The organism is Gottfriedia sp. NPDC058432 (assembly GCF_042721555.1).
In the GTDB taxonomy this organism is placed as follows: Bacteria; Bacillota; Bacilli; order Bacillales; family Bacillaceae_G; genus Gottfriedia.
On the sequence record NZ_JBHXLC010000007.1, the window covers coordinates 83,429 to 102,517 of the forward strand.

Below are 19,089 nucleotides of genomic sequence, written 5' to 3' on the forward strand. Positions count from 1 at the left end.
TTCTTATTTAAAAGCGAAAAAAAGTTGTATTAATCCTCGAAATTTTATTGTAGTATAGTTTAGTCTGTTTAAAATTTTAGGAGGATTTACATCAATGAAAGACGTACAACAAATTAAAATAACTACTGCAGATCCATCTGCAATTGGTTTATTCGGTTTAGCGATGGTAACGCTTGTTGCCTCAACCCAAAAATTAGGAATTACTGATGGTGTTTCATTAATTTTACCGTGGGCGATTTTTTTAGGTGCTATTGCACAATTATTTGCGAGTATCCAGGATTTTAAACATAATAATGTTTTTGGCGCAACTGCGTTTGGTGCATATGCTTTCTTTTGGTTAGCTGTTGGTACTACTTGGTTAATTCAATTAGGTGTTTTTGGAGAAGCATTAATGAAAGCAGCCGATGTTAAACAACTTGGTTTTGCTTTTGTAGGATATTTAATCTTTTCAATTTTTATGACAATCGGTGCAATGGAAACTCATAAAGTATTATTTATTATTTTTGTATTAATTGATTGTTTATTTATTGGATTATCATTAAGCACTTTAGGCTTTATGGAAGAAGCTACACATACTTTTGCTGCATATAGTGAATTAGGAATTGCAATTATGTCATTTTATGGATCGGCTGCAGCTGTATTAAATAGTCACTTTGGAAGAGAATTTTTACCTGTAGGGAAACCTTTTGGGATTTTTAAAGCAAAATAATTAATATCAAGTTTTCGGACTTTGTTTATACACAAAAACCTTTACCATTAGAGTAAAGGTTTTTTTTTATAAATATTTGTATTGTTTGGTTAGTAATGACAGATGATAATATCGTGCTTCTAATAAGGTGAAGATAGTTTGGACATTTAATTTGAAAGGTGGAAATTCGTTTGACAACACTATTGTATATCACAGCACATCCACACGATAAGTCTACTTCATATAGTATGGCGGTTGGTGATGCATTTATCGAGAGTTATAAAGCTGCACATCCTAATGACCAAGTAGTACATATTGACCTTTATAATGAAAAGATTCCTCATATTGATGCTGAAGTGTTTGCAGGTTGGGGAAAACTTCAATCTGGAGGATCTTTTGATACACTTTCTTCAGGTGAGCAATCAAAAGTAGGAAGATTAAATGAGATTGTAACCCAATTTGCTGAAGCAGATAAATATGTCTTTGTAACACCTTTATGGAACTTTTTATTCCCTCCAATTATGAAAAACTATATTGATGCGATTTGCGTTGCTGGTAAAACTTTTAAATATACTTCTAATGGCCCTCAAGGATTATTAGGTGGTAAAAAAGCCTTGCATATCCAGGCACGTGGTGGAGTTTATTCAGAAGGTCCAGCAGCAGGTCTTGAAATGGGACATCGCTATATTGGAGTGATTATGAGCTTCTTAGGTGTTCAAGATTTTAATGGAATCTTTGTAGAAGGTCAAAATCAATTCCCGGACCGAGCACAAGAAATTAAAGAGCAAGCAATTCAAAAAGCTAAAGAAACAGCAAAAGACTTTTAAATTGCAACAAAAAAACTCACACTATTGTGAGTTTTTTTTGCGGAAAATGTTGGTTTTTCTTCATTCATTGTCATATTGCCAAATCGGTAAATAAATCCGGAATATGGATCCTTCGTTTTCCTTACTACTTACTTTAATTTTACCTTTAAATTTTTCAATGATATTAAAGCAGACGGTTAACCCAATTCCTGTGCCTCTTTCTTTTAGTGAGTAGAAGGGAGTGCCGAGCTTTTCAATGGTTTCTTGAGACATTCCAATTCCTGTGTCTATGATTTCAATTAGTGCATATTCATTTTCTTGTAAGAGATTGATCGTTATAAAACCGGCATCATGCATTGATTCGATTGCATTTTTCATCAAGTTAACGAGAACTTGTTTAAATTCAATCGGATTTATTTTCGTATGAAGTATTTGAGTTAAGTTTAAATGGAAACCGATGCATTGGCTATTTGCCATCGAGGCAAGTAAATCAGTTACATTTACTATTTCTTTATTTACTTCTACGACTTGTAGCGTTTCAGTTTGAGGTTTTGCTAGTGATAAATAATCATTAATAATAATTTGAGCGTATTCTAATTCTTTTAGCATCGTATCGACATAGTATTTTTCGTCTGGGCTCATTGTTTTTGTTTTTTGAAAAAGTTGTGCAAAACCTTTTACGACAGTAATTGGATTACGAATTTCATGTGCAATTGTTGCAGCTAGTTGACCAATCGAATTTAATTGTTTCGCTTGTTGTATTTCCTTGTAATTGGCTTCTAAAGCTATGACCTTCGTCTCTGTTTGTAAAAATACAAATAAGAGTATTAATTGAATTGATAGGAACTCCAATATATTGCCGACAGGGTCTAATGCTATATAAGAATATTTTTCTTTTAGATTGGTGAATGTGATTAGTAATACAAAAGTAGGACCAATTAGTATATTAAATGCCCAACCGATATAAAATGCTATGCGATTATATAAAAAGATCGTAAAAATTGGGATGATTGCTACAAAACTATACATTGTTGATGTGTCTGGGTACGTCCAAAATTTAATATATACATATAGTGAAGAAATAGTCGTAAATAATACTTTTGAAAATGTGTTATCTTTTTTAACAAAATTAAATAAAGCAAAAATAACAATGAACATTAAGATAACTTGAGTAATAAGTTCAAATGGATGATCCTTAAAAGTTAAAGGAGAAAGTGTAATTCCTACTAGTAATAAAGAAGTAAGTGAAGCCATAAAAAAAATATAAATTCGACGGCTCCTTTTGTTGTAGTACTCTGTATTTTTCATGCTTCAATCTCCGTTCTGAAAAGAAACTCTCAATAATATTTTACACTTTTCAGAAAACTATTTATAGATAAATTATGACATTAATAAAAAAGAGACCAAAAAATGTTTTTTGGTCTTTTCAATATGTATACAAAGTCCTATAAACTTGAGTTTCAGACTGATTGCAAGCGTTTGGCGGGCAGTCTGAATTAATTAGAAAATGAAACAGTAATCGTTACAATCTCAGAAGGGTTACCTGTTCTAATAGGAGGTCCCCAAGTTCCAAATCCTGATGAAACGACAAAGTGTGAGCGTTCTTTTTGTAAATAGCCCCAATCAACTTCATAAAGTCGACGGGTAATTAAGTGATTTGGCATAAATTGGCCGCGATGTGTATGGCCAGACACTTGTAAGTCTACGCCTAATTGAGTTGGAATTTCTAAATGATAGGGCTGATGATCAAGTAAGATAATTGGTTTTGTATGATCGATTCCTTCAAGTAGTTCATGTAAATCTAGGCGCTTTTTACTTGCAAGATCTTTACGACCAACGATATAGAAATTATGATCAACTAGTTCTTTCTCATCTAATAAAATATGAATACCAGCATCCTTTAAATGCTCTACAAGTAAATCTAAATGTCCACCGTAATAATCATGATTACCAGGGACCGCGTATGTTCCAATTTTTGGCTTTAACTTTTTTAATGTTTGAATCATATTTTCCTCAACAAAAGGAGTAATATCTTCATCAATAATATCCCCAGCAATTAAGACTAAATCAGGAGCAAGCTTATTAATCTTTTTAACAAGAAACTCTAATCTTTTATTCGTGACTAATGTGCTTAAATGTAAATCCGAAACTAGTACAATTGATAGTTCTTTATACTTTTCATTTGTTTTTTCAACATTGATGTCATAATGAACAATCTGTGTGTCTAGTGCACTTTTTCTACCTTTTGCGATAAGGATTGTTACACATAATATAACGATTGTTCCAAGTATCACAGTTATACTACTTGTTTTGAGAGAGGTAAATTCTTTTAAAATCAGTCCAATCAGATCAGCAACGATGACAAAGAAAATTAAATAATAAAAGATGGCTAACCAGTATGCTCCAATTTTATGGATCGGTTTAAAGAATGAAGTAGGGAGCTTACTCTTTAAAACTCTTGAAAGAATGTACGCAAAAGTTATTAACAGAAATACGATCCAATAGATTGTTTTTATTGTTGGATTCGTCCACCTACTTAGCAATGCATTAATATAAATCCATCCATTAAGACCTATGTAAAAATTAATTAAGAAAAAGAAAATCATAACGAAAATAATATTTAAGACTATTCTTTTATTCATAGTGATCCCTTTCATACGTTAGTGGTAAGGTACTTCTAGTATAAATGTTTAAACTTATAAACGCACCTAATTCACTGTCTAAAAAAGAGAAAATTAGCATAAAAATATTAATCGACAGAAAAGCAAAAATGGTGTTATTTGGTAGGGGAAAATAAAGGATTTTTGGAAGATTTGTCGTATTAATTTTAGGATAATATTATTTCGTAAATTTCGAATTTAGTGAGGATAAAAACGTGTTAATCGAAAAACTTTTGCTACATGTTTTAATCATATTAAGTCCCATATTAATATACAGTATTATCTTTGAAAGGCATGGCTATAAAGATAAAATTTATCTTTTTGGCATGTTTCAGGCTGTAGCAGGTTTTTTTTGCATGGCCTTTCCATATCCAGCATATGGTTTATTTTGGGATTTAAGATATATCCCGTTAACTCTTGCGTTTCTTTATTGTGGCTATCGCTGGGGAATAGTGACTTTTTTAGCGATCTTATTAGCTAGAATCATTCTAGGTGGAGACGCTATTATTTTTGGTATGATCAGTATTACCTTATCCTCACTAGGATCTTTAATTTTATTTAAATGGTTTTGGACATTTAAGCCTAAACAGAGAATAATTGCAACAACTCTTATTAGTTTATGGCCTGCTTTAGTTCAACTAGGAATCTTATTTACTTTTTTATTCGTAAATAAAATTAGTTTTAAAAGCGATTACAGACTATTTGGCTTAGTTCTGATCTTTATTGTAATAGAGTTAGTCGCAATTACTTTAGGAGCAAAGCTGATTGAAACACTAATTGAGAACAAAATACTGCATAAAGAAATCCAAAGAGCTGAGAAACTTAATACGCTAAGTGAAATGGCAGCTTCTATTGCCCACGAAGTTAGGAATCCACTTACAGTTGTTAAAGGTTTCCTACAATTAATGCAAGAAAGCAAAGACAATCAATCGATGGAATATTTGCCACTAGTATTAAGCGAATTAGGTAGAGCAGAAGGAATCATTAATGATTATCTAAACTTTGCCAAACCACAATTTGAAAAAGTGGAAACGTTTAGTTTAAAGCAATGCGTTTCAGATGTAGTCACCTTATTAGTTCCTTTAGCATTAAAGCAAAATGTTAAATTAAAAGGTGATACAGAAGTTGAAACATTTATAAATACAGATAAAAACCAATTTAAACAAGCATTAATAAACCTAATTAAAAACGCAATTGAGGCAACTAGCTCGGGTGGATTTGTACATACGAAGCTCCACGAGGAAAAAGATAAAACGGTCATTACGATTAGAGATAATGGAAAAGGAATGACGAAAGAACAGCTTTCACGTATTGGTACACTTTTCTATTCAACTAAAGAAAAGGGAACTGGCGTCGGAACAACTGTATCTGTTCGAATCATTGAAGCAATGAATGGAACAATCACTTTCGAGAGTAGCGTTGATGACGGAACAAAAGTAACGATTAAACTACCAAAAGTTGAGCCTAAGGATCCTATAGTGAATGAATAATTATTTAGCCTTGAATGGGAAATGAAAAAACGCTTAGAGTTTAGACTAAGCGTTTCTATTAATGTGAGTGGTGTCTATAATATTATTTCTTTCTAGCAAAACAAACTGTCCAACAATCTTTTTCAATAATAGAAGATTGATGCTGAAGCTTATTAGCGATGAATGTAACTAATTGGTTTAGCTCTTCATCAGTGAGTTCATGAAGAATTGATCGGCCAGTTCTAAGTAATAAATCACTATGAAGTGATTCTAGGTTAGTATAGGTACGTCTTGTTTCCCAAAGTTTTACTGTGTTTTCTATATGAAATCCAGCTGACTCTAATGCAGAGTGCATTTCTTGTATATCATATCTTCTAGCTATCTCTTTAGTTTTCAATTTTGGATATAGGTCAAAAAAATAACCCCGTATATGGCTTTCGTCTCCAGGAAGTAAACAATCTTCTGGTGTCCGATCTTGTACGATTAATAATCCATTCTTTTTTAGTAAACGATTTGCCTCATTGAAACAGACATTTAAATTATCTAAATGATGTATTAAAGCTCTTTCTAATATTACATCATAATTTGAAGATGGAAGTTTAGTATCATATGCATCTCCTTTACTAAAAGAAATGTTACTGTAGTCTTTACAATTTTCAGCAGCACCTTTAAGCATTTCCTCTGAAAAATCTACCGCCGTAACGTGGTTTACTTTTAACTTAGTGAGAGCTTTCGAGTAGATCCCTCCGCCACAACCAATATCAACGGCGTCTTTTCCAAATAAATCAATATTATCCCTCATTAACTGAAACCAAGATTGATCAGCCTCTCTAGTTGTATAAGTATTATTATTTTGTGCATCGTGGAAGTTGATTGCCATATGATTACCTCCCTAAAATTTGATTCAGTTGCGTCTATATTATTAGTATAGACGATGATATTACACTGAATAATATCAATAAGTTATTGGTAATAATAAGATATTTTTATTAAAAAAAGCTTCAGAAAAAAAGGAGTGATGAAAATGGAAGGTACAATAGAAAGATTTGAAAGCTTAAGAACTGAACTAATTAATCATTATGAGGCATCAAAAGGAAGTATCTTTGGACATAAAGGATTAAAAATACAAGGTAAAGTTTTTGTGTTCTATAATGAACCCAATATTGTTGTAAAGCTAAAGCCAGAAGATGTTGCAGCAGCTTTAATAATAAACGGAGCAAAAAACTTTGACCCAATGGGTGGGAAACCTATGAGAGAATGGGTTGAAATTCCATATGGGGATCAACAGTGGTTTGATTATGCAATAAAAGGAATGACATACGTTAAAAGTTTACTAAAAAATTAATAACGTTTGTTATAAACTATGGGTAGAAATTTAAACATTTCTATCGCTTTAATTTTAAGGGAGAATGATATAGTGAATAATCGTAAAGTAGCAGTTTCTTGGAGTGGTGGGAAGGATTGTTGTTTAGCATTAGATTTGCTAATTAAAAATAAATATGAAGTGGCATGTCTAGTATCAATGGTATCGAAAAAGGATGAAAGGAATCATGCGCACGGGACTCAGCTTAAATTTTTACAAATGCAAGCAGATGCAATTGGGATTCCTCTTGTCATGATTGACTCAGCAGGTAAATATGAGGAATCAATGATTAATGGACTAAAAACAATAAAAGAGCAATTTGATCTTTCTGCGATTGCATTTGGTACTTTATATGTCGAGGAAGATCGACAATGGAATGAACTAGTTGCAACTAAGGCAGGACTTGAACCACTTTTCCCAGTATGGATTGAGAAAAGTGAAACTACTAATTTACTAGACCAATGGCTTGCGACTGGATACGATGCAATTATTTGTAGAGCAAGGGAGCATATTTTTGATTCTACGATCGTAGGTAAGAGCCTAAATAAAGATTTAAAGGAACTATTCATTAGCAAGGAAATCTGTTTAATGGGCGAAAGTGGAGAATATCATACATTTGTCATTGATGGACCATTATTCAAAGAACGCTTAAATATAATAGAAGCAGATACCATTCTTAATAGTGGATTATGGTCTTTAAATATTAAAGAAATACAAACAATTATTAAATAGATTACTACTGGTTTTTATATATGTAGAGTAGAACAGGAAAAACTGGGGGCGTAAAAAAATCTGAAACTGCAAATAAAAGTGGTAAAAGTGCAAATAAAAATCAAGAAAACTGCAATTAAAAATGACAAAACCGCAAATAAACGCCAGTCAATGGACTTAATCAACATCAATTTACTAGATTCGAATTATGCCAATCAAAAACAAGCTAAAATCACTTAAATACAATTAATTTAGGTGACTTTAGCTTGTTTTTAGTTTTCAATCAATTGTAGTTAAGTACCAATCAGCATAACGCTTAATACCTTCACTAATTGATACTTTAGGTTCATAGTTTAAATCACTTTTGATTTTTTCGATATTTAGTGTATAGTCATAGCTTAAGAAATTGGCAATATGCTTGGAAACTTTAGGTGGTTTGTTAGTAATCCTCGCAATTATTTCCGAATTCAACGCGATAAATGACAGTAGATTTGGCGAGATATTTTTTGTATTCAACTCTTTATTTAAGGTAAAGAAGAGTTGTTTAAGTACGTCAATTAAATAAATGGGCTGGTCATTTGTAAGATTGTAGTATTCACCATTTAAGGCATTATCTGCATTCTTACAAGCTATGATCATATCAACAACATTATCGATATAAGTAAAATCCATTAGAACTTGTCCTTTATGAACTAATGGAATTCCTCCATTTTCATTAATCTGTATAAATCTCCCGAAAATCGTATGATCGAAAGGACCAAAAATTTGTCTAGGTCTTAATGAGATTGCAGGTAGCCCTTTTTCAATTGCATCTTCAATAATTAAATCTGCCATATGCTTTGTTTTAGCATAGTAATTAGAGTGTTTTGATGGCAGCGGATCACTTTCTTTAACATTTTTGCGACTCTCACTAGTAAAGTACACACTCGGGGTCGAAATATTAATAAACTTTTTTAAATCTGCTGAAAGTGAAGCTTTAACAATATTCCTTGTCCCTTCAACATTTGTTTTCTCAAATTCAGAAAAATGTCCAAAAGGTGCTGCAAGTGCAGCACAATGGATCACATAGTCTACATTCTTTATATTTTCTTCTAATAAGACAGAGTCATTCAAATCTCCTTTTACAAAGGTGACATTTTCCATCTTGTTAAAAAATTTAGCTTCTTCCTCATTTCTTCCAAAGGCTATAACGGAGTAGCCCATTTCACTTAATCTTTTTGTAGTATGTTTTCCTAAAAAACCTGTGGCACCACTTATGAAAACACTCATTATTCCACCCCGAAAAGAAATTATTGTCGCTCAAAGTTTATGAATCTCGTTCCTTGGAAAGTTAGTTTTCCAGTATCATTTTCTACTAATTGACCATAAATGAACCCATCAATTTGAAATTCAATTCTGTCTCCAGATTCGACCTCAAGTGTAACATAATAATGAGTAGAGGAATGAGCGAACTGATTCGTATTAGCACGCTGAATATAATCTATTCTTTTAGTAACTATTTTTGCCGGGACCATTAACTTGGGTTGTTTATTATTATAATTCCATTGCTTTAAACCTTTTATTAGTGCAAAAAATATACCTGCAAAAACGAACACGAAAATGATTGGAAATACGAACGCGATAATTTTAAAAATATCAAAACCTGCATCAAACCCTGACATCATTAAGACCCCCTTTAAATGTATTGTAAGGCTCTCACTTCTTAATCCTCTTTAAGTAGGACTATATATATAGTTTATTAAATTTTCTGAAAGTAATAAACTTATTTCTTTCAACTAGCAAATAAATTGTAGTTGTAATGTAAACATTAAAATATTTTAGTGAAATTTATTTCTTTTGTTATTTAGATATAATTCTAAAAAAGATCTGTTTAGTAAAAAAATGTAAAAAAATTACTATTAATAATCTAATAGAACTACTATCCAAAAACCTTTAAATTAAGGTGATTATCCCGTTATTTTACTTATACGAACTTTAATTGTGACAGAATAAAAAACTAAGTAAAAAATCTTCCCGTTTTAGTAAATTTTAATTGAATAATTATTGACCGATAATATCCATGAGAGTAGGATACTCTTAATAGAACTCTTTTATCTCTTTATAGTGTTCCTTTGCCAAGGTACTAGTGTTTAAAACTAGTAGGGTGATTAGTGCTAGTAAGCTTGTTATCTTCTAATGGTAAGAATTGAAATAAGGCTAGCGAGGAGATATAGGGTTAGATGATTTAATGTTTGGGTTAAATCTATGTCTATCTGACTGAATAGCGGGTAGGGATCATCATGGAAAATTAGTTATAGGAGTGATTAGGAAATGAATGTTAAAGATTTAATATCGGTTTACAATCAGTATTACAGTCATTCTAATTTACGCGTTTTTTTTGTATCAGGCCATACTGACGAAATCGAAGAAATTACGGACTTTGATGGAAATGATCAACATACTTCACAACCATTTGGCATTTATGTGATTTTGTCTAGAACAGAGACGCAATTAATTAAATTAGTATCCTTAAACTTTGAAGATTTAGGAATCATTGAAATTTCTTTAAATGATTTAGGTGACGAAATAAAGCATGACTGGGCTAGCTACTTAAAGAAAGTGATAAGTTATTTAAAACAAGCAGGGTATCGTATTAATAGGGGGATGGATATACTAATTTACAGTAATCTTCCAAATGAAGTAGGGCTATCCTCAACCAAATCAGTTGAAGCTTTAACGGATACAATGCTAAAAACTTTATACGAATAGAATCAAGAAACCACATCTATGATTTCAACAATTAAAAAACAGCTAAGTTTACTCCAGAAAAATTAAATTCTCCTCTTGTAAATTATAATATTTCAAATTTGCATAAATAAAACTTAATTATCCAATCTTGATTTAAGGAAAATAAAATATGTAAAAAATTCTCCATATTTAATAGATAATCATACAACCTTCAACTGTTAAAATTAAAGTAATAGTTTCGAAAACAATTCAGATTGGAAGGTTACGAGGAGAGTTGTAATGACTACAATTAAAGAAATTGCCGAAAAAGCAGGGGTATCGATTGCTACTGTATCAAGAGTGCTTAATTATGACCCGGCACTATCAGTAACTGACGATACAAAACAAAGAATTTTTGAAACAGCAGAAAAGCTTTCATATAGGAAAAAATCAAAAGTAAAAAAGAATATCGCTAAAATCGCACTTGTTAAAGGTGACAATGGACATGAAGAATTGAGTGATCTCTTTTATATGCTAATTCGTTTTGGAATTGAAAATAAGTGTGAACAAAATTCTCTGCACATTTCTACTTTTTTTCGTGGAAATGAAAAGGGGATGTTAGATGAGCAAATACTTGGTGTGATTGCATTAGGTAAGTTTGACAATCAACAAATTAGCTCATTGAAAAAAGTATCAAAAAATATAGTTTTTGTTGATTTTTCACCAGATGAAGAGCAATATGATTCAGTTGTTACAGATTATGAGAATGCTATTATTAAAGTTTTAGATCATTTTATATCACATGGACATCAAAAAATCGGATATATTGGTGGACGCGAGTATGATAAGAAGCAAGGTCAAAAAATGAATTCTCGAGTGAAAACATATAAAAACTATTTAGAGGAAAAGGGACTCTTTAGAAAAGAGAATCTGTACTTAAGTGAATTTACAGCTGAAGCCGGGTTTAATTTAATGAACAAGGCAATTCGAGAACAAGGTGGTGAATTACCAACAGCATTTTTAATTGGTTGTGATACGATGGCTGTCGGATGTCTAAGAGCACTTCATGAAGCGAAAATATCAGTGCCAGAGCGTGTAAATTTAATCGGGATGAATGATTTTGTGTTTTCAAAATATCTTTTTCCTAGTTTAAGTACCTTGAAGGTATACACTGAAATAATGGGTGAATCTGCAGTGGATTTATTAATGGAAAGACTTTTAGGTAGGAAAGTAGCCAAAAAAGTGATTGTTCCTACGACGTTAAAGATTCGTCAAAGTAGCCTGTAATGCAGATATTTGCGAAATTTGTAAGATAATTGCTAAAAATTAAATATTTTACTTTTAATCTTAACTCTTTTTAGTATAATTAAAAATTAAAAGGAGTGGGAACGTGAAGGTTGGGTATTTAGGTCCTGAGGCGACTTTTACACATGTTGCTGTACGGTCTGTTTTTAAGAATGATGAACATATTGCTTATTCTAGTATTCCAGTTTGTATGGATAATGTTGCTGAAGGTGAAGTTGATTTAGTCGTCGTACCAATAGAGAATTCGGTTGAAGGATCTGTGACTACAACTATTGATTATCTTGTACATGAACAGCCATTAAAAATGGTTGGTGAAATTATTATACCGATTAGACAACATTTATTGATGGCAAAAGGACAAGTACATCGAGTAAAGGATATTGAGGTGATCTATTCTCATTCTCATGCGTTAGCTCAGTGTCACACATTTTTGCATAATCAATATAAATATACAAAGTTAGAACCAGTTACTTCTACTAGTGCTGCAGCTAAAATGGTTAGTGAGCAATCTAATGAATGTATAGCTGCGATCGCTAATGAATTTGCTGCAAAGAAATATGGATTAGAAATTGTTGCTTCAGATATTCACTCTAACTCGTATAACCACACGAGATTTGTTGTTTTACAAAGACAAGATGCTGAATTAGAAACAAGTTATTTTCAATCTAAACATACTAAAGCAACTCTAGTTATTAATATGCCAGAGAATCATGCTGGTGCGCTTCACCAAGTGCTTTCTGCATTTGCATGGAGACAGATTGACCTTTCAAAAATTGAGTCCCGCCCGACGAAAACTGGATTAGGAAATTACTTTTTCATTGTTGATGTTGAGATGGGCTATGATGACGTATTATTACCTGGAGTAAAGCAAGAATTGGAAGCTTTAGGCTTTTCAGTAGATGTTGTAGGAAGTTATTCAACAATATCACTATAAAAAAAGAGAAGGATTACAATCCTTCTCTTTTATATTTTTTATTTTTACATTAATAATAGTAATAAGGTGGTGGACAATAGTATCCTGGCGGGCAATATGAATAGTAAGGATAGCCATAGCCATAACCATAACCATAAAATGGGAAAAATGGGAAAAATGGACGGAAAAATGGACGTCCAAATCCAAATCCAAACCCAGGTCTACCAAATCCAAATCCAGGTCTACCAAATCCTCCACCGAATCCTCCGTGGAAGCCTCCGAATCCTCCGTGTCCAAAGCCACCTCCACCAAATCCATGCGGACGATACTCATGTTCATTCGACATATAAAAAACCTCCTTTACTTATGAGTCTTACATAATCAAAATATGCAGGACAAAAGTGGAAGGTTTGGGCATATTGTATTTTAAACGTACTTGAAACTTAAAATTCGTTACTATTAATTTTTAACTTAATCATTTAATAAATTAAACTTGCGAATTCGGTATTGTAGGTTCTGTCTACTGATGCCTAGTTTTTTTGCAGCCTGTGTAATATTGCCATTATGCTCATTTAAAACATTTATAATATACTGTTTTTCATTATTTAATAAAGTATTTTTCAAATTTGATTTGTCATCTGTTAATTCCGATTGATTTATTTTAATTTCTCTATTTTTTTGAGCAGTCGGTGCTACGCTTATAATCCTATTTTCATTAAAGAATCTTGATGGTAAATGTGTAGTCGATATAATTGTTTCATCTTCTATTAAGTTCATTGCACCTTCAATCATATGTTCAAGTTCACGTATATTACCTGGCCAGTTATGTTTCAGGAAGAAATTTGCTACATTTTCATCTAAATTAGTTACCCGATGGCCGAAAAGACGATTATATTTTTGAATGAAGAAGTTTGCTAACAGCAATATATCTTCGAAGCGTTCACGAAGTGGTGGTAGAAATAATGAAACGACACTTAGACGGTAATATAAGTCTTTACGTAAATGATTATTCGCAATTGCTTCAATAGGGTCTTCATTTATCGTAGCGATAATTCGGACATCTAATTCTTTTTCGTTAATCTCACCAATTCTTCTAACTTTACGCTCTTGAATAACTCTTAAAAGTTTAGCCTGTAAATTTGGGCTAAGCGAGTTAATTTCATCTAATAATAATGTTCCACCATTTGCTTCTTCAAATAATCCAGGCTTATCAATTGCCCCAGTAAATGCTCCTTTTTTTGTCCCAAAAAGAATGCTTTCAATTAAGGATTCTGGAAGTGCGGCGCAATTTTGAGAAATGAAGGGCTTTGTTGCTCTTTTGCTAGCATTATGAATACTTTGAGCGAATAGTTCTTTACCTGTTCCGGTTTCTCCTACAATTAAAACGGATGATGAAGTTTTGGCAGATCTTTTTGCATCTTCAATTATGCTTTTAAATGCCCCAGATGTTCCGATTAATTGTTCAAATGTATAACGCGTATTTCGATTTTGGAGAATGCCTTCCTGCACAGATTGCTTTAATTCCGTCACGTCGCGAACCATTTCAATTGCTCCAATAATTTTATTTTCTTTCATTATTGGGTAAGTATCATTAATCGTCGTAACTTCTTTTCCTTTATTATTAAAATAAGATTGTTTAATGTTTTTTCGTACTTTACCTTTTTGGAGGGCTTCAAGTAAGGTGCTCGATTGGTTTTTTTGAAACGTGAAGACATCTAAAAGATTTTTATGTAAGACATCCTCTTCATTCATCATTTCGATTTCCATCATTTTGCGGTTATATACCATTGTATTTGCATCTTGATCAACTACATGTATACCGATATCTATTTCTTCTAATATTAATTGTAACAATTCATCAACAGCTAAATAGTTTTGCTTATCATTTTTCATATAATTCTCTCTTTTCATTATAACAATAGAAAAAATTTGCACTTCTAACTATTTTTGGTAAGATAAAAAGGCAGTTTTTTTCCGAATGTGCTAATTTTCTTTGTTAATCGTTTTTTTGCTGCAAATATTCTATGCATATTTTAATTAATTTTGCGCCTGAATGCAAAAATATTTTGCAGTAAATTGAAAACGGTATCATGCTTAATGATGAATAACGCTGAGAATAAGTACATTTTGTGAATTTAATTTTATTTAACATGTTTGGCACGGAAATTGCTTATTCTTTTAGTAAGAAACTAAATATTAATCAATAATATTGGGGGAACTCAAATGACAACTAATTCTCAAAAGATCATTGACCAAACAAATCAATATGGCGCAAATAACTATCATCCACTTCCAGTAGTAATTTCTAAAGCTGAAGGTATTTGGGTTACAGACCCTGAGGGTAACAGATATTTAGATATGTTAAGCGCATATTCTTCTGTAAACCAAGGACATCGTCATCCAAAAATTATTCAAGCTTTAAAAGATCAAGCTGACAAAGTTACATTAACTTCTCGTGCTTTCTATAGTGAAAACATGGGTGAGTGGTTTGAAAAGGTAGCAAAAGTTACTAACAAAGATATGATTTTACCTATGAACACTGGTGCTGAAGCTGTTGAGACAGCTATTAAAGCTGCTAGAAGATGGGCTTATGATGTTAAGGGTGTAGAAGAAAACCAAGCAGAAATTATTGCTTGTGTTGGAAACTTCCACGGTCGTACGATGGCTGCAGTTTCTTTATCATCAGAAAAAGATTATCAACGTGGATTTGGACCATTCTTACCAGGAATTAAGTTAATTCCTTATGGCGATATTGAAGCATTAAAAGCTGCAATTACACCAAATACTGCTGCATTCTTAATCGAACCAATCCAAGGTGAAGCTGGAATTAATATCCCTAGAGAAGGATTCTTACCTGAAGTAGCTGAAGTTTGTAAAAAAGAAAACGTATTATTTATTGCAGATGAAATTCAAACAGGTTTATGTAGAACTGGTAAAACTTTTGCATGTGATTGGGATGGAGTAATTCCTGACATGTACATTTTAGGTAAAGCACTTGGTGGCGGAGTATTCCCAATTTCATGTGTTGCTGCAAATCGTTCAATCTTAGGCGTATTTGAGCCAGGTTCTCACGGATCTACATTTGGTGGAAATCCATTAGCTTGTGCAGTTTCTGTAGCTGCTCTAGAAGTTCTTGAAGAAGAGAAGTTAGCTGAGCGTTCTAATGAGCTTGGAAACTACTTTATGGAAAAATTAAAAGAAATCGACCATCCTCATATTAAAGAAGTTAGAGGACGTGGATTATTTATTGGTGTTGAACTTCATGTACCAGCACGTGTTTATTGTGAAGCATTAAAGAAACAAGGTTTATTATGTAAAGAAACACATGATACAGTAATTCGTTTTGCACCACCATTAATTATTTCAAAAGAAGATTTAGACTGGTCAATTCAACAAATTAACGAAGTATTTAGCCAATATAAAGCAACTGTATAAATGGAGCGATAAAAATGACAACTACAATCCCACAAAATGAAGTACAAAACAAAATCAAAGAAGAAGGAAGAGAATTAATTGAGTCTACTCAAGAAGTAATCTCAGAAGCTCTTCATAAACTTGGTTATTCAAAAGAACTTTATGAGTTATTAAAAGAACCATTACGATTTTTAACAGTTCAAATTCCGGTAAGAATGGATGATGGCTCAGTGAAAATTTTCACTGGCTATCGTTCACAACATAATGACGCTGTAGGTCCAACAAAGGGTGGAATTCGTTTCCATCCTGAGGTTAATGAGGATGAAGTAAAAGCTTTATCAATGTGGATGAGCTTAAAATGCGGTATCGTTGATTTACCATACGGTGGGGGAAAAGGCGGTATCATTTGTGATCCAAGAAAAATGTCAATTTATGAGTTAGAGCGTTTAAGTAGAGGATATGTTCGTGCGATTAGCCAAATCGTTGGACCAACAAAGGATATTCCTGCTCCAGACGTATACACTAACCCACAAATTATGGCTTGGATGATGGATGAATATAGTAGAATTCAAGAATTTGATTCTCCTGGATTTATAACTGGTAAACCTCTAGTATTAGGTGGATCAGAAGGGCGTGAAACAGCTACAGCTCAAGGTGTTACAATTTGTATCGAAGAGGCTGCTAAACGTAAGGGAATCGATTTAAAGGGTGCTAGTGTCATTGTTCAAGGATTTGGAAATGCGGGTAGCTTCTTAGCGAAGTTCATGGTAGAAGCAGGTGCAAAGGTAGTCGGTATTTCTGATGCACTTGGCGCATTATACGATCCAGACGGTTTAGATATTCATAGCTTACTAGAAAAAAGAGATAGCTTCGGAACAGTAACTAACTTATTTACTGATGTTATTTCGAATAAAGAATTACTTGAAAAACCTTGTGATATTTTAGTTCCAGCTGCAATTTCAAATCAAATTACAATTGAAAATGCTCACAATATCCAAGCATCAATCGTAGTTGAAGCTGCAAATGGTCCTACTACTCTAGAAGCTACTAAAATATTAACAGAGCGCGGAATTTTATTAGTTCCAGACGTACTAGCAAGTGCTGGTGGAGTTTCTGTTTCTTATTTTGAGTGGGTTCAAAATAACCAAGGTTACTACTGGTCTGATGAAGAAGTTGCTCAAAAACTTCGTGAAAAAATGGTACGTTCATTTGATAGTGTTTACCAAACTTCAGTTAATCGCAAAGTAAATATGAGATTAGCAGCATATATGGTTGGTATTCGTAAAATGGCGGAAGCATCTCGTTTCCGTGGATGGGTTTAATAGACTAATAGGTTTGCTCCAGATGGAAATTTCATCTGGAGCACTTATATTTGTATTGACAGATAATAAAATCTATTTTTATAATTAAGTATTATTCCAATACAATGATTTGTATACGTTTTCATTTATTATCTGAAAATTTAGTCTTAAAATATGTTTATTTAAAGCTCTTTGGTGTTCGTTATGGGATTCGGGGGAGTCTGCATTCTGTTATATCAGAATATTTTAACTTATACGCACAATTTACATCTAGAGGAGGGACTTTCATGAAACAACAAGAACAGGGGTTAAAGAAAGAGCTTAAAAGCAGACACTTGTTCATGATTGCTCTTGGGGGAGTAATTGGGACAGGTTTGTTTATGGGATCAGGCTATACTATTAGTGAAGCTGGCCCAGGTGGAGCATTATTAGCCTACTTAGTAGGTGGAATCGTAATGTATTTAACAATGCTCTGTTTAGGAGAATTAGCAGTTAATTTACCAGATGCTGGTTCTTATCAAACTTATGCAACTAAATATATCTCACCAGCGTCAGGCTATGTAGTTGGATGGATGGCATGGTTAAACTGGTCGGTAACAATCGGTTTAGAGTTAATTACAGTGAGTATGCTAATGAAGAGATGGTTTCCAGATGTACCGACTTGGATCTGGTGTGTAGTATTTGGGGTAATATTATTCGCAATAAACGCACTTTCAACTAAGAGTTTTGCTGAAGTTGAATTTTGGTTTGCAAGTATTAAAGTAGTAACAATTGTTTTATTTATTATTTTAGGTGGAGCAGTAATGTTTGGCATTGTGCCAGTAGAAGGGTCAAAAGCTCCAATGCTTTCGAACTTTACAGACCACGGTGGACTTTTCCCAAAAGGCTTTTTAGCAATTTGCATAACAATGGTTGCAGTTAACTTCTCATTCCAGGGAAGTGAATTAGTAGGGATTGCAGCTGGTGAAAGTGAAGATCCAGCAAAAGCAGTACCTAAAGCAATTAATAACACTGTATGGCGAATTCTAGTATTCTTTATTTTATCAATATTTGTTTTAGCAGGCTTATTCCCTTGGGAGAAAGCTGGTTTAGTAGATAGTCCATTCGTAGTAGTATTTGATAACATCGGTATTCCATATGCGGCAGATATTATGAACTTTGTTATTATTACAGCAGTTCTATCAGTTGCTAACTCAGGTTTATACGCAACATCTCGTATGATGTATTCAATGGCTCAAAAAGGAATGGTTAGTTCGAAATTAGGAAAACTAACTAAAAGAGGTGTACCTTTAAACGCTTTAACTTTTAGTATGTTTTTTGGATGTTTATCTCTATTAAGTGGTATTTACGCAGAAGACACGGTTTATCTATGGTTACTATCAATTGCAGGGTTTGGCTGTTTATTTGTTTGGGCAAGCATTGCATTATCAAATCTTTTAGGTAGAAAGAAATACCTTGCAGAAGGTGGAAAATTAGAGGATTTAAAATACAAAACGCCTCTTTATCCAATCGTTCCAATCGTTGCTTTAGTTTTAAATGTGGCTGTAATTATTAGCCTTGCATTTATCCCAGACCAACGTATTGCATTGTACTGTGGAATTCCATTTATGATTGCATGTTTAATCTATTATCATTTCTCTGCTAAGCATAAGATTGAAAAACACGAGCAAGAAGTGAATAAAAAAGTAAGTTAATAATTGTTTTGAGAATGTCTCAAAAATTTGTGGAAACTCGCTAGTAAGTTATTACTAGC

18 protein-coding genes are annotated in these 19,089 nt (G+C 32.7%); 11 read left to right on the forward strand and 7 right to left on the reverse strand.

The window, feature by feature from the left end; all coding sequences use genetic code 11:
• The first annotated feature begins 94 nt into the window (after positions 1-94).
• Complete coding sequence (locus tag ACFWM3_RS09155; protein ID WP_056476328.1) at positions 95-709, forward strand: acetate uptake transporter; 615 nt, start codon at positions 95-97, stop codon at positions 707-709.
• 170 nt (positions 710-879) lie between these two features.
• Positions 880-1,515, forward strand: a complete 636-nt coding sequence (locus ACFWM3_RS09160) for an FMN-dependent NADH-azoreductase (protein WP_056476331.1) — start codon at positions 880-882, stop codon at positions 1,513-1,515.
• 60 nt (positions 1,516-1,575) lie between these two features.
• Here ACFWM3_RS09160 and ACFWM3_RS09165 read toward each other — a convergent pair whose 3' ends face one another.
• On the reverse strand, positions 1,576-2,802 hold the full coding sequence (locus tag ACFWM3_RS09165) for an ATP-binding protein (protein ID WP_390311135.1): 1,227 nt from the start codon (positions 2,800-2,802) through the stop codon (positions 1,576-1,578).
• Positions 2,803-2,990: 188 nt separating this feature from the next.
• Positions 2,991-4,136, reverse strand: coding sequence for a metallophosphoesterase (locus ACFWM3_RS09170; RefSeq protein ID WP_390311136.1), 1,146 nt, complete (start codon positions 4,134-4,136; stop codon positions 2,991-2,993).
• Positions 4,137-4,369: 233 nt separating this feature from the next.
• On the opposite strand from ACFWM3_RS09170, the gene ACFWM3_RS09175 reads away from it, so the two are divergent.
• The gene (locus ACFWM3_RS09175; protein WP_390311137.1) at positions 4,370-5,644 is read left to right on the forward strand and encodes an ATP-binding protein; all 1,275 of its coding nucleotides are present in this window, start codon (positions 4,370-4,372) and stop codon (positions 5,642-5,644) included.
• A gap of 82 nt (positions 5,645-5,726) precedes the next feature.
• Here ACFWM3_RS09175 and ACFWM3_RS09180 read toward each other — a convergent pair whose 3' ends face one another.
• On the reverse strand, positions 5,727-6,503 hold the full coding sequence (locus tag ACFWM3_RS09180) for a methyltransferase domain-containing protein (RefSeq protein ID WP_390311138.1): 777 nt from the start codon (positions 6,501-6,503) through the stop codon (positions 5,727-5,729).
• A gap of 144 nt (positions 6,504-6,647) precedes the next feature.
• On the opposite strand from ACFWM3_RS09180, the gene ACFWM3_RS09185 reads away from it, so the two are divergent.
• Both ACFWM3_RS09185 and ACFWM3_RS09190 read left to right on the forward strand, forming a co-directional pair.
• Positions 6,648-6,968 carry a hypothetical protein gene (locus ACFWM3_RS09185; RefSeq protein WP_056476347.1) on the forward strand — a complete coding sequence of 107 codons (321 nt, stop codon included), beginning with the start codon at positions 6,648-6,650 and terminating at the stop codon, positions 6,966-6,968.
• A 72-nt stretch (positions 6,969-7,040) separates the two neighbouring features.
• Positions 7,041-7,718, forward strand: coding sequence for a Dph6-related ATP pyrophosphatase (locus ACFWM3_RS09190; RefSeq protein WP_390311139.1), 678 nt, complete (start codon positions 7,041-7,043; stop codon positions 7,716-7,718).
• 258 nt (positions 7,719-7,976) lie between these two features.
• Here ACFWM3_RS09190 and ACFWM3_RS09195 read toward each other — a convergent pair whose 3' ends face one another.
• On the reverse strand, positions 7,977-8,966 hold the full coding sequence (locus ACFWM3_RS09195) for an NAD-dependent epimerase/dehydratase family protein (RefSeq protein ID WP_390311140.1): 990 nt from the start codon (positions 8,964-8,966) through the stop codon (positions 7,977-7,979).
• 20 nt (positions 8,967-8,986) lie between these two features.
• Positions 8,987-9,358, reverse strand: coding sequence for a DUF2500 domain-containing protein (locus tag ACFWM3_RS09200; RefSeq protein ID WP_390311141.1), 372 nt, complete (start codon positions 9,356-9,358; stop codon positions 8,987-8,989).
• 649 nt (positions 9,359-10,007) lie between these two features.
• On the opposite strand from ACFWM3_RS09200, the gene ACFWM3_RS09205 reads away from it, so the two are divergent.
• The 3 genes from ACFWM3_RS09205 (at position 10,008) to pheA (ending at position 12,642) form a co-directional block, all read left to right on the forward strand.
• Positions 10,008-10,445 (forward strand): galactokinase, encoded by a 438-nt coding sequence (locus tag ACFWM3_RS09205; protein WP_390311142.1) that lies wholly within the window; start codon positions 10,008-10,010, stop codon positions 10,443-10,445.
• A gap of 258 nt (positions 10,446-10,703) precedes the next feature.
• Positions 10,704-11,690: a LacI family DNA-binding transcriptional regulator gene (locus ACFWM3_RS09210; RefSeq protein ID WP_390311143.1), complete on the forward strand. Its 987-nt coding sequence runs from the start codon at positions 10,704-10,706 to the stop codon at positions 11,688-11,690.
• 103 nt (positions 11,691-11,793) lie between these two features.
• Complete coding sequence (pheA, locus tag ACFWM3_RS09215; protein WP_056476366.1) at positions 11,794-12,642, forward strand: prephenate dehydratase; 849 nt, start codon at positions 11,794-11,796, stop codon at positions 12,640-12,642.
• Between the two features lie 49 nt (positions 12,643-12,691).
• Here the strand turns inward: pheA and ACFWM3_RS09220 are convergent, their stop codons facing one another.
• Both ACFWM3_RS09220 and ACFWM3_RS09225 read right to left on the reverse strand, forming a co-directional pair.
• Positions 12,692-12,967, reverse strand: coding sequence for a hypothetical protein (locus ACFWM3_RS09220; RefSeq protein ID WP_390311144.1), 276 nt, complete (start codon positions 12,965-12,967; stop codon positions 12,692-12,694).
• Positions 12,968-13,092: 125 nt separating this feature from the next.
• Positions 13,093-14,514, reverse strand: a complete 1,422-nt coding sequence (locus ACFWM3_RS09225; RefSeq protein ID WP_056476372.1) for a sigma-54 interaction domain-containing protein — start codon at positions 14,512-14,514, stop codon at positions 13,093-13,095.
• A gap of 330 nt (positions 14,515-14,844) precedes the next feature.
• Between ACFWM3_RS09225 and ACFWM3_RS09230 the strand changes: the two genes are divergently transcribed.
• The 3 genes from ACFWM3_RS09230 (at position 14,845) to ACFWM3_RS09240 (ending at position 19,030) form a co-directional block, all read left to right on the forward strand.
• On the forward strand, positions 14,845-16,056 hold the full coding sequence (locus tag ACFWM3_RS09230) for an ornithine--oxo-acid transaminase (RefSeq protein WP_056476375.1): 1,212 nt from the start codon (positions 14,845-14,847) through the stop codon (positions 16,054-16,056).
• A gap of 14 nt (positions 16,057-16,070) precedes the next feature.
• On the forward strand, positions 16,071-17,357 hold the full coding sequence (locus ACFWM3_RS09235) for a Glu/Leu/Phe/Val family dehydrogenase (protein WP_056476377.1): 1,287 nt from the start codon (positions 16,071-16,073) through the stop codon (positions 17,355-17,357).
• A gap of 266 nt (positions 17,358-17,623) precedes the next feature.
• Entirely contained in the window at positions 17,624-19,030 is a 1,407-nt protein-coding gene (locus tag ACFWM3_RS09240; protein ID WP_056476380.1) for an amino acid permease, read from the forward strand.
• The last annotated feature ends 59 nt before the right edge of the window (positions 19,031-19,089 follow it).